The organism is Photorhabdus aballayi, assembly GCF_026153155.1.
GTDB lineage: Bacteria > Pseudomonadota > Gammaproteobacteria > Enterobacterales > Enterobacteriaceae > Photorhabdus > Photorhabdus luminescens.
Window position 1 is genome coordinate 62,479 of record NZ_JAPFCD010000017.1, and the last position, 12,725, is coordinate 75,203.

Sequence of the window (12,725 nt, forward strand, 5' to 3'; positions counted from 1 at the left end):
CCCACTTTTTCTGACCAAAAACATAAAATTATCTAATTATTACTCTTCACTTCGGCACTTCCGGCCATTCAACACCTGGCGCTTGATTCACATCTACACGGTTCAATAGTACGCAGTATTTTTTCCACGCTGTCAGTGACGCCTGTTCTCCGTCCGTTGCCATTTCGAGATCGACCGCGTATTGCAGTGGGGCTATAGCATTATTCGCTTCAACGAGTAATGATTGCTTTTGTTGCTCTGCCTCTGCCATTAATTGCTCTTTAGAAATGGGTGGATTTAAATGTGCATCAACTTCTCTTACTGTCATTTTTTTCATGACTTTTAGATTTTCACGAATATCAAAAAACACAGGCAAAAACGCATCATACTCCGCTTTTATCGGCTGAGACTCTTCTTCAATCTGATTGAAAAATTGTAACGTTTCATCATACTCTTCTGTCGCAAGTTCAATTTTCTGATTTAGGGTATTGATATCGTTTTCTGATGTTTCATTAAGTGAATGTCGCTGCTCAATCAGTAAATTTAATCCCACTTCTTTTTGAAGAAGTTTATTTTGCGCATCAAGATAGATCGGCTCCTTCTCTGCAATGAGTAACTCAAGCTCGGTTAAGCGAGTCACCGTATTGAGTTGCTCTTCCGAGTAAGCATGCACTTCATTTTTCTTATCTCTGTAATAGCTATATATCATGATAGTTCAGTCCATTTTACAATAGAAATTGATTGAGCATTAATCACAGGAACGACTTTGTATGATGCCCCCGCGGGGATAACGGCGGTTGAACCACTAGTGACCCAAGAGCCTGCTCCACTGATATAGAATGCTTGCACGCCATTAACGGTTATATCTGCTTGAAATGCTGAACCTAGTAATGCAATTGATACAATGATTGGTTTTTTAGATGTGTTTGTGTATGCAATATTTATAGCCCGTTGCGCTGTAACATCTTTCCAATGTTGACCTATCCCAATCATGCGCTCACTAACAGCTAATTGGCTCATCACATCATTAGAATTGTGCCCGTCATTTTGAACAACAGCCGCTTTATCGAGTTTTTTATTTAATGATTCTGATACATCATTATAACTTGCGTAGTCGCCTACAGGTTGTGCACCAATATCCCCAGCATTCAAAATCACATCGCTTGTCAATGATTTGCCATTAATTTTCCGGCTGCTCGGTACCGCCTCCTTAGCAAACGCCACCGTTTTCAACAAATTGAGGTTCTTTACAAACGCATTTTTATCTGGGATATCTGCGCCGTTTTGGTTTTTGGACAATTTGCTGTTAGCATTATCATTTACATCAGAAACAAGCTTCTGTGTTACCGCGAGGGTATTACTGTTACCGGTTTTATCTGTGAGCTGAGTAACACCTTTTTGTGTTAATGAGGCATTTGGCACTTCGGTTGCAATTTTTTGTTCTAATGCTCCATTTAATTGAGCAGTGAGTTTAACTATATCCCCATTGTCCAAAACATCGTTACCGGAATATGTCGCGATAAAATTGGCCAAAACAGATGTTATTGTCGACGACTGACGTAATACCTTATTGAGCAAATGGACAGTGATATTATCTGGTGGAAAGCCAGTTTTTAAACTCCGGCTTTCTTCATATCTTTCTTGACTCACTACATTTGCATTATTTTTAATAGAAAAAGCTTTAAAATCATTCTTGTGATTCATATACCTTCCTTAAATTAGACAATACCATTTCATAATCAATATATTTGAATCATTGTAAAAATTATCCCCCGGCAACTCACGCCAATCAAAGTTTAACTCATAAAAATAATAATTCGCCGTTATTATTCATTATAAGGTTAACTATCTTTATATAATTAATAGTAATAAGTAGCTCAATGTTTCGAAATTAAATATATATTTAATATCTGGAAACTATTTTTCTATTATTTCCTGTAACTCTCTCTACTTAATGTTCCACACTGAATCTTTAAACATCTGAACTCTAATACCTAATCCACAGTGTTTAAGAATATCGTATAGCTCACTGCCTTCATAAAATATACTCCCATTATTCTCATCGAGAAGCTTAAGTCTCCAGTTCTGAAAACAGGTTGGTAAGTTGGGTGGAAAACTCCCTTGATCAGCTTTATTTAGGCTGTTCCGGACACATAACATCAGGCGCTTTATCAACATCTACACAAGTAAATAATACCCATAAAAATCCATTCACAATTTGTACTTATCAAAGTATTTCACTGTAAATCACTGTTTTGGTCATTTGTTGACACCCAGATATAGCCAATCCTTGCCATATAAATTCAGTCGCAGCACATAGAATAAATTGTCTTTATCAAAATTAGCTCTATGTGTGCGTGTGTGAAAAACCTTACACGGAACAGGAAATTAGCTGAAAGGGGATTCATTTTCAAAGCCTGATTGATACAGCCACAGGAAAAACAACTAAAATAAACCACATTTTAACCGTTGTTCTAAAAATCATTTTTACTAATATAGTTCACAATATCTGATGCATTTCATTGCTCATCCTGTCATAAAAAGATAGATTCTCTTTCAGCCAAATATGCAAATATCTTTGGAAAAACTATTCCCATAAAACATAATTTCGGGGGTAATGCTATGTATGATTGGTCAGGAAGTGTTCCAGCTAATGCTAAAAATGGTCAACCCACAGGACTTATTCTAAAACAAGGAGATATAATCTCTGTCATTGCCAAAGGATGGGTAAAGTTCGGCCGTGGAGACAATCAATGGGCCGCACCTCAGGGTTCTATACCTACTCATCAACTAAATTCACTCGACGCGCTCAGTGCCAAAATCGGCGATAAAACCTACGACATAGGCAATGGGGTACTTCATAAAACTGTTCCCGTAGATGGAGAATTAATACTTTTATTCAATGACGCGCCAGGTTATTACGGTGACAACTCAGGTAAATTTCTTGTCGATGTCATAATAGAGTCTCGATATTCCCCTCTGGAGGAAAGAAAATAAAAATCGAGTGAATACGTATTAGCAATCAATAAAGTAATAAACATTCTCATTAATATAATGCCAAGTGAAAAATTATGTGATCTTCACTTGGCGGATAGCAATTCACAGCCCCTACTTTATTTAGGCACTTCCGGCCACTCCACATCCGGCGCTTGTAAAATATCTACACGAGCGAGTAATACTCTGTATTTTTTCCATTCCAACAGAGCGGCTTTCTCTGAGTCAGTCGCAATTTCTAAATCAACAGAATCTTGCAATAATGAAAGAGTGTCACTCGCATGTCGCAACATTTCTACTTGCTTCTGTTTTGCGTCATTGATTTGACTGGATTTGAGAAGGTCTTTATCAACTACCCATTCTTCACCATTCCATTTGTCATAATCGGTGTCAGGCTTCTTGAAGGTCAGAGTTTCTGGTAACTCACCGATTTCAGTAATTTTCTGCGGTAAACGTGTCTGTTTGTCGTAAGCTGTTTTTCCACGGTAATCCGGCACAATCAGCCAATGGGTTAAATCAGATGAACGGCAGGCGACATATCCCTCTTTAATCTCAGGTGGTGCATCTGTGCAAGAGTTCGCAGGAAGACCAATACCAACAGGAAGATACTCATCAGTACTGTTTAAATACTCCAGTGTAATTGCATCGTAATTAAATACCATGATATTTCCGCTACTGATAGCAATATTATTTTTATCCAATACAGCCTTATTCATCAGATAATCCTCACAATATAATTAAATGCTACGTTTCGTGGACGTGTTTCTATTCCTGTTGAAGCAACAATCACATTATCCATATAACCGTAGCCACCTGATCCCATTCCAATAGCAATGCCTAGTCCGCGAGTATCAATTCCATAGTTAACATTTTGGTAGACACTATTGAGAATACGGCTTGGTGTACCCAAACCTTCGGCCCCAGAATTTGAGCTGGACCACATCCGGCCAATCCTGTGACTATGTGGAGCGATATCTGCCAGTTGAGTGGAAAGTAGATATCGATTAATGTCCACCCCACGCCCATCATCCCAACCACGAATAAATTCACCCCGTAAATCGGGTAATACACCGGATGGATATGCTGCCGCTAATTTTGGATATAAAATTTTATCAAAGATCGCTCCATTACATTTTACCCACCCAATTGGTGGTACATCAGTCGGCCAAGGAAGTGGTATTCCTACCGGAATCTCTTCAAGTAAAGATATGCTCATTATGCTGCCCTTAAAATATAGTTAAATGCTATGTTTCGTGGTCTTGACACGCCTATAAAATTGAAAACTCTCTGGCCATTCTACCCCTTTTGGATAATATACAACTTTTACCGAAAAATAGAGCAACGGCCACAAAATAGGAGAACTTACAGGTATATTAATTTCTTCAAGCAATGAATCCATTATTTCCTTAATAAATTTTTATGTAACCACCTATGTGTCGCTATTGCCCATCACATCTGTAAGCTGGACAATACCTTTCTATATTAATAAAGCACTGATAATGTCTGTTGTAATTTTTTATCCTAAAGATTTAAAATCATTTTTTCTCATATACCTTTCTTAAATAAAATAATTTTCCGATGTAATAAACATATTAAATTATTGAAAAAATACTCCCTCTGAAATTCACACTAACCAAAGTCTAGTTCATAAAAATAATAATGCGGTATTCTTATTTCTTATAAGGCTAATCGTTTCCATATAATTTAAAGTAATAAACAGTTCAATATTTTATAATCGAAAACATATACAAATCATCTATATTTAACATCTGAAAGCTATTTTGCTCTGATTCCTTCTATCTATTCCTGCAATTCTTTCTGTTTTAAATTCTAAACTGAATCTTTTTGCATTTTGATACGAATATCTAAGTAACAGAATTGGGAAAAACTCCGCCTTCTCATTTATCACTAAAAGTTTTCATCAGACTTGTCTCTACCACCTAAAAAAATATCGCATTATCTAATAATTTTCACAATGATATTAACTTACAGAAAAGAGCCAAGCTACTCTATCTTCACCTCAGCCCTTCCGGTTAATGAACATTGGGCGCTTGTAAAAAAGAACTCTTCACATAAGTCAATAAGTAAATCATTATATTTTTTCTTTAATATCTGCCTGTCTCAGAATTGCATTAGCAGTATGCTTAGAAACTATCGTATATGGAACAGTGACTCCTCACCACCCTAAACACAAAGTCGTTTTTATGAATGATCAGATAATCAACCTTCTGAGGTTGAAAGAATTTCAGCAAATAATGACTGGTAATAGCTTCCCGCCTTACGAATTACCGGCAATATTTCATCAGTTACCCACTATTATTAATTCCAGATTATTTAGCAGCTTCAATTCGTTGGGTCTCAAGCATTATCGGTGTATGGTGATGTCCAGTAACCGCGTACATAATGGTTCCAGTTACGCTTACGCGACGTCCGATAAGGCTTCGATATATATCATAGAAATCATCAGACTCGACTACCAGTTGCATAAGGTTATAATCACCCCATTCCGGAGCCCCTTTAGCGCATCCAATTGGTTTATCTGGCTGTAATACCCAATAGGTCTCAGGAGTATCCCCATTTTCCACGCTTTCGTAATTTGGCGGGCCAGGATAGGTGATCTTTAATAATGTGCCATCAAGAGTAATTTTTTGCCTCTCTTTATAGCAGTTCTCTGTTGTTTTAACCGCGGCAATCTTTCTATACATTTCAGATGACCATTTATACCAATCTTGAAGGCATGAAACTACTGCGCATTTCTCGCGAAGTTCCCAATTCTGTTTTACCAGAGCCTTAAAGTCCGCATTGTTATCCGTAACCAATTTAGCTTGAAGGTAATCAACATATAGGTTGTCATCAGCTTGGGATAATGCCGGGGTCGAGCAGATTAACTTTTCAGCCTTACTAGTGGCTTTTGCGCAATCAAAGCTCGCTCCGAATGATAGAAATGACACACCGCACAGTATTAATGCCAAAAAACCTGTTAGTGTTCTCATACACTACTCCTATTGGTGATTTTTCAGCGTTAATTTAAATACATTAAAGATAAAATCACAACCTGAATTTTTTCCTCAGGAGATTAATTGTATTTTCAACTCTTGATCTCCTTAAAGTTATCATGACCTTCTCTGCCTGATCCTACACGACTGTAAATCATCTGAGCTCATCTATTTATTCCCGCGCTGCGGAATTGGATAAGTTAGTCAAGCACCACTGATCTGATATTGAAATTAAAAAATCCGAGCTCTGTTAAATACAGAACTCAGACTTTAATAGCAGGTTGATTTAAAACATCCAGTTTTTGGTATCAATTAGAAGATAAAAAGTATTTATTTTTTCACTGTTCAATATTCTATTGCAAACCAAAACACAAAGATTTCTATCGAGTATATGATTACCTAAAGTTAACAAAACCATTGTATGAATGGTCTACTTATTCAGGCCATTCTCGTTATTTTGGCTGTTCCGGCCATTCAATATCAGAAGCCTGTGAAATATTAACTCTGTTCAGCATGACTCTGTATTTTTTCCATACCGATAAAGCCATTTCCTCTTCTTTAGTCGCAATCCCTAAATCAACAGCATCTTGTAATGGCGCTATCTGCTGACTAGCCTCTAGAATAAATTGTTGCTTTTTACTTTCAACATACTGCTGCAATTCTTCTCTTGTTGGTGGAGGAATATCAGCCCATTCTGGTAAACCATTTTGACCTGCTATACGATATTTTCCTTCTGGAACATTATTAGCGGCGTATTCTTGATAAACATCAATACCAACCTCAATAATATCATCGGGCAATGAACCAGAAGCAATATAATTCTGTTCCAATTCTATAGGGTAGAATGCATTTGTTTTTGCACTATAAAAATACATAATTAATATCCTATCGCCAAATATCTTACAAAATTACCTTCTAACTGGTATGCAGCATTTCTGCATGTGACAATAAATTGACTTGCAGAAATAGGTAAGGTAGCAACTCCAGCGCCAAAATTTTCAAACTCAGAATATGTTGCAACGATCTGAAAACAAGCATTAGGGAATGGAATCGGGAAATATCTGTAATCATTTATAGCCCCACAGCCGTTTGCCTGGCCCCACTGAATAATTATTCCAGTATCACCACATTTCCACCAACCATTCACAACCTTGTTAGCAGTATTCACATTAAGATTACAACACTTGGCAATTTTTTTGTCTAATACGCTTTTAAATTGCGAGGTGATTTTGGTTACATTACCATCATCCAAAACATCAGTGCCAGATTCTGTCGCAATAAAATCAGCTACAGCAGATGATATAGTTGATGCTTGACGTAATACCTTATTTAACATGTGATTAGGAATATATTGATTGTCTGGAAACCCAGTCAGCAAATTCGAATATGCTTCATAGTCTTGTTGATTGGGTACATTAGCGTTACTACTGATAGCAAAAGCTTTAAAATCATTTTTGGCACTCATATACATCTCCTTAAATTAAATAACATTATTTCATAATAAACATATTTAACTATCACTAAAGATGATTTCTCACAATTCACATCGACAACAGTCTAGTTTAGAAAAACAATAATGAAATATTTTTATAACTAAAAGGAGTAATTATTTTTATATAATGAGCAAAAATAAACAACGCGATATATTGTAATTAAAAACACCCCCAAAATCATTATATTCAACATTCGAAATTATTATTTCTATATCTTTTTTTCCTTCAATTATTTTCTCATTAAGTTACGACTTTTTCTTACCATTTTCCATATTATTCATATATAGCCAAAATCCATATTTAAATTCTGGCTATATTCTTATGGTATTCACTGAGAGATTATTACCTTATACACCCAAATAAATTACCGGTATCATACTGACATTTAACGGGCGGTTTTCATCTGCCGTTGGTACGACCTTTGATGCATCAAAAGTGGCATATGCCGAATATCCATGATTACTATTAGCATTCGTTCCCGCAGCAATGACTGTTGCCGTACTCCTAACACCATAAAATACACCACTGGTACGAGTAAAAAGCCCATGCGCTTGCCATCCCAAATTACCTGTAATATTTCTAATCGCATCTCCCTGTATTACACCTGGTGTCAATCCAGCGCGCACAAATACCCCTCTTCCATCGGCAAACAGATTAGGCAGGTTGATTTTATTGCCATTCTGTTTGATTCCCCATGCTGCCTTATACGCATCTGATAAATTATTCAATGCCCGACCAACAGTTGAATCAATCTCATGAATAGCACCATTCGCAATATATTCTCCTTTAGCTAAATCTGATGCTGGATGTGCAGATAAATAGATATCACCCGGTCGCTTAGATCCGACATAAAAAGCTTTTTTTAATTGTGCAGTGAGTTTGGTTATATCACCATTATCCAAAACGTCCTCGCCAGATTGTTCCGCAATAAAATTAGCCACGATGGATGCCATTACTGACGTTTGACGTAATGTTTTATTTAACACATGGGTAGGAACATTATACGGTGGAAATCCAGTCGACAATTCCGGCATCTCTTCATATAGTTGCTGGCTTACTACATTAGCATTATTACTAGTAGAAAAAGCTTTAAAATCATTTTTTGCGCTCATATATATCCCCTTTAGATTAAATAATATTATTTTATAATTAACATATTGAATCACTATATATTATATAGATGATTTACATTAATTCATGCAGATTATAATCTAGTTCAGAAAAACAATAATTAAATATTTTTTCAACATGAATAATCTGTTTATTCAGACTATCTTTATTACTTCGGCTGTTGCGGCCACTCAACATCAGGAGCCAATGAAATATCAACTTTGCTCAACATTACCCTATACTTCTTCCATTCCAGTAAGACTGCTTTTTCTTCTTCGGAAGCAATATCTAAATCAACAGCGTCTTGTAGCGGCGCGACAAGATTATTAACTTTAGTCAGTAACTGAGATTTCTCATGTTCTGCTTGCTGTATTGATTCCTCTTTAGTAGCAACATAAATACTAGCAGATTTTGTTTTCTCGCCCTCCCCAACAACCTTGTCAGAAGGTTTATTCAATGAGTTATATTCTTGCGCCCAAGGTGTCCACGGACTATCGTGAAATTGGCTACGCGTATATACTCGACTGCTATTATAAACAAAATAACGTTGAATAACGCCTGCCGCTTTCAATACAATAAGCGAACCAGCGAACGGCTCAGGGTAATTCGCGCCATTTTTAGCATGAGCATTATATTCTTGATAATAAATCCCTGGAGTTTTATAACTATTTAAATCCGCGTTATCACCTAAATTAATCGACTGCCCGGCGAAAATATCTTGAGAGGTAATATTGATATCCGCAGCTAACGCTTTTCCATTAACTTTGCGGAGCCCTGTGATATATCGAGAATCAGATTCTGCTTTTGCATACGCTCCAACCTCTCCAGCCGTAGGCCTATTCAATGTGTTATATTCTCTGGTCCAAGGCGTCCACGGGCTTTCATGGAACTGACTACGTGTATATACCCGACTGCTGTTATAGACAAAATAACGTTGAATAACCCCGGCCGCTTTCAGCACAACAAGCGAACCAGCGAACGGCTCAGGATAATTATTACCATTTTTGGCATGAGCATTATACTCTTGGTGATAAATCCCTGGTATTTTGTAATTATCCAAATTCGCATTGTCACCTAAACTATGCGCTTGCCCAGCAAGGATATCCTGAGAAGTAATATTAATATCCTCAGTTAATACTTTCCCATTAATTTTTCGGGTATTCGGTATCCTGGTATTAATACTTTCACGCAATGAATTTATTATTTCCTGAACCAGCTTTTGCGTAACCACTAATGTATCACTATTACCCACGACATCGGTAAGCTGAACAATACCTTTTCGTGTTAATGAAGCATTTGGAACTTCTGTTGCAATTTTTTGTTCTAAGGCCTTATTTAGTTGATCGGTAAGTTTAGCTATATTACCATCATCCAAAATATCATTGCCAGATTGGGTCGCGATAAAATTAGCTATCACAGATGATATTGTTGACGATTGACGTAATACCTTATTTAACAGATTAACAGGAATATTATCGGACGGAAATCCAGTCTGCAAACTCTGGTTTTCTTCATACTTTGCTTGACTCACTACATTCGCATTATCACTAATAGAAAAGGCCTTAAAATCACTTTTAGCACTCATATATAATCCTCAAATTGAATATTATTATTTACAAAAAACACCTTTAATTACTGCAAAAATAACCTCTCACAATTCACACCAGTAATAGTCTAGTTGATGAAAATAATAACAAAACATTCTTATAAATCAGAATATTAACTATTTTTGTATAATTTAAAAAAAGAAAATTAAATTTCACAGAATTACTCTCATATTTATTCTACATTTTCCAATCCAACTTTCCTGTTTTAAGTTACAAACTTAATTTTTCAGCATATTATATAAAAAAGATCTGATTTCAACTCTGCATTTTACATATTAAATTGTTTCAAAAATAAACTAATTTTATAATTGGAATATAAAATCCTCATTAATATATTTATTCACTTAAAGTCAGCATTATTTTATCTATACTCTATGGATTTCAAGATGCATCGCGACGGCAAGGGAGTGAATCACCGGGAGCATAGCGAACTATGTGACCGGGGTGAGTGAGTACAGCCAACAAAGAGGCAACTTGAAAGATAACGGGTATAGAGAGATTTGAACATATTGGACATCTAACAGCATAACTGAAAGAATATATTGACTATAATAATCACTATCCGGTTAAAGAAAAATTAAAAAGTCTGACTCTTATTAACTACAGAACTCAGACTTTAATAGCCACTTAATTTAAACTGTTCAAGTTTTGAAAGGCAGTGAAAACATAAAAAGCATTTACTTTTGCATTATAGATTACATATCAATACCCTACTGCAAACCAAAACGCAGAGCTTTCAGTCTCATATGCGCAATAACTAAATCCTGTTACGGCTAATTGTTTTGCAACAACATTGTATGATGATTGTGGGTTAGATTTATCACCCAACGTCAACGAAACATTTACACAAGCATTAGGAAACTGAATTGGAAAATTAACTGGTGTATCATACGCTGCCCAATTCACGACCCCCCACTGATAAATCACCCCGGTATCCCCACATTTCCACCAACCATTCACTGATTTCAAAGCTGTATTTTTATTTCCTTTAGCATTAATTAGGTTGTCTACTTCTGCTTTTGTATACCCACTAATAACCCTGTCAGCAGGTTTATTTAATGTGTTATATTCTTGGGCCCAAGGTGTCCACGGATTATCATGGAATTGGCTACGTGTATATACCCGACTGCTGTTATAAACGAAATAACGTTGAATGATTCCGGCCGCTTTCAATACAATAAGCGAACCAGAGAGCGGCTCAGGATAATTGACGCCATTTTTAGCATGAGCATTATAATCCTGATAATAAATCCCAGGTGTTTTACAGTAATCCAAATTTACATTATCACCTAAACTAATCGCCTGCCCACTCAAAATATCCTGAGAAGTAATAGTCACATCCGTAGATAAAGATTTTCCATTTATTTTGCGAATTCCTGCAATATATCGAGAATCAGCTTCTATTTTTGTATATGCGCCAATCTCCTCAGCAGTAGGTTTATTCAATGTGTTATATTCTCTGGTCCAAGGTGTCCACGGATTATCATGAAACTGACTACGTGTATATACTCGACTACTATTATAAACAAAATAGCGTTGAACTACTCCAGCCGATTTCAATACAACAAGAGAACCGGCAAGCTGTTCAGGGTAATTAAGGCCATTTTTAGCATGAGCATCATACTCTTGATGATAAATTCCCGGCGTTTTATAGCTATTCAAATCCGCCTTTTCACCTAAGCTAATCGCCTGTCCACCCAAAATATCCTGAGAAGTAATAATGATATCCTCAGACAGTGCTTTCCCGTTAATTTTTCGAGTATTGGGTACCTTGGTATTAACGCTTTCACGCAATGAATTTACTATTTCCTGAGCAAGCTTTTGTGTAACAGCTAATGTGTCACTATCTCCCACCACATTAGTAAGCTGAACAACACCTTTTTGTGTTAGTGAGGCATTTGGAACTTCTGTTATGATTTTTTGTTTTAATGCCTTATTTAATTGCTCAGCTAATTTAGCTATATCGCCATCATCCAGAATATCACTGCCAGATTGGGTCGCAATAAAATTAGCCACGACAGATGCTATTGTTGACGATTGACGTAATACTTTGTTTAGCAAATTACTAGTGATATTATCTGGTGGAAACCCAGCCTGCAAACTCTGATCTTGTTCATATTTATCCTGACTCACTATATTAGCATTATTACTAATAGAAAAAGCCTTAAAATCATTCTTAGTACTCATATACACCCCTTAGGTTAAATATTATTATTTAATTGTTATCAAAGCAATCCACCATAATTTACGGCAGCCATAGTTTAATTCATAAAAATAATAATAAAATGTTCTTCTAACTTAGGAGAATAATTATTTTTATATAATTGACAGCAAGAAAAAAACTAACAAGTTTCAACTAAGACTATATTCAAACCATTTATATTCAACATCTAAAATTATTTCACTTTGTCATTACTTATTTTTATATTCCATGTTCCAGACTACATTTTTCAATATTCTCATTCCAGCACAAATAAAATACTGTACAAATGGCCTGTTTATTCAGGCCATTTTCATTACTTTGGCTGTTCCGGCCATTCGATAAC

General features: G+C 36.0%; 11 protein-coding genes. 1 reads left to right on the plus strand and 10 read right to left on the minus strand.

Features of this window, described 5'->3' with window-relative positions; translation table 11 throughout:
* Positions 1 to 46: 46 nt before the first annotated feature.
* Together OO184_RS25000 and OO184_RS11275 are read right to left on the minus strand one after the other, a co-directional pair.
* Positions 47 to 688 carry a tail fiber assembly protein gene (locus OO184_RS25000; RefSeq protein WP_283256281.1) on the minus strand — a complete coding sequence of 214 codons (642 nt, stop codon included), beginning with the start codon at positions 686 to 688 and terminating at the stop codon, positions 47 to 49.
* Entirely contained in the window at positions 685 to 1,683 is a 999-nt protein-coding gene (locus OO184_RS11275; RefSeq protein ID WP_265379262.1) for a phage tail protein, read from the minus strand. The genes OO184_RS25000 and OO184_RS11275 overlap by 4 nt, the downstream gene beginning before the upstream one ends.
* A gap of 918 nt (positions 1,684 to 2,601) precedes the next feature.
* On the opposite strand from OO184_RS11275, the gene OO184_RS11280 reads away from it, so the two are divergent.
* Positions 2,602 to 2,976, plus strand: a complete 375-nt coding sequence (locus OO184_RS11280) for a LecA/PA-IL family lectin (protein WP_265379263.1) — start codon at positions 2,602 to 2,604, stop codon at positions 2,974 to 2,976.
* Positions 2,977 to 3,092: 116 nt separating this feature from the next.
* Here OO184_RS11280 and OO184_RS11285 read toward each other — a convergent pair whose 3' ends face one another.
* The 8 genes from OO184_RS11285 to OO184_RS11320 all read right to left on the minus strand — a co-directional run bounded on the left by OO184_RS11285 (position 3,093) and on the right by OO184_RS11320 (position 12,366).
* A complete protein-coding gene (locus tag OO184_RS11285; RefSeq protein ID WP_265379264.1) occupies positions 3,093 to 3,689 on the minus strand; it encodes a tail fiber assembly protein in 597 nt (198 codons plus the stop codon).
* Positions 3,689 to 4,189 carry a phage tail protein gene (locus tag OO184_RS11290; RefSeq protein ID WP_265379265.1) on the minus strand — a complete coding sequence of 167 codons (501 nt, stop codon included), beginning with the start codon at positions 4,187 to 4,189 and terminating at the stop codon, positions 3,689 to 3,691. The genes OO184_RS11285 and OO184_RS11290 overlap by 1 nt, the downstream gene beginning before the upstream one ends.
* 1,114 nt (positions 4,190 to 5,303) lie before the next feature.
* Complete coding sequence (locus OO184_RS11295; RefSeq protein WP_265379266.1) at positions 5,304 to 5,966, minus strand: DUF4431 domain-containing protein; 663 nt, start codon at positions 5,964 to 5,966, stop codon at positions 5,304 to 5,306.
* Positions 5,967 to 6,421: 455 nt separating this feature from the next.
* The gene (locus OO184_RS11300; protein WP_265379267.1) at positions 6,422 to 6,844 is read right to left on the minus strand and encodes a tail fiber assembly protein; all 423 of its coding nucleotides are present in this window, start codon (positions 6,842 to 6,844) and stop codon (positions 6,422 to 6,424) included.
* A 2-nt stretch (positions 6,845 to 6,846) separates the two neighbouring features.
* On the minus strand, positions 6,847 to 7,434 hold the full coding sequence (locus tag OO184_RS11305; RefSeq protein WP_265379268.1) for a gp53-like domain-containing protein: 588 nt from the start codon (positions 7,432 to 7,434) through the stop codon (positions 6,847 to 6,849).
* Between the two features lie 375 nt (positions 7,435 to 7,809).
* Positions 7,810 to 8,574 carry a phage tail protein gene (locus OO184_RS11310; protein ID WP_265379269.1) on the minus strand — a complete coding sequence of 255 codons (765 nt, stop codon included), beginning with the start codon at positions 8,572 to 8,574 and terminating at the stop codon, positions 7,810 to 7,812.
* A 167-nt stretch (positions 8,575 to 8,741) separates the two neighbouring features.
* The gene (locus tag OO184_RS11315) at positions 8,742 to 10,157 is read right to left on the minus strand and encodes a tail fiber assembly protein (RefSeq protein WP_265379270.1); all 1,416 of its coding nucleotides are present in this window, start codon (positions 10,155 to 10,157) and stop codon (positions 8,742 to 8,744) included.
* Positions 10,158 to 10,881: 724 nt separating this feature from the next.
* Positions 10,882 to 12,366: a pyocin knob domain-containing protein gene (locus tag OO184_RS11320; RefSeq protein ID WP_265379271.1), complete on the minus strand. Its 1,485-nt coding sequence runs from the start codon at positions 12,364 to 12,366 to the stop codon at positions 10,882 to 10,884.
* Between the last annotated feature and the right edge of the window lie 359 nt (positions 12,367 to 12,725).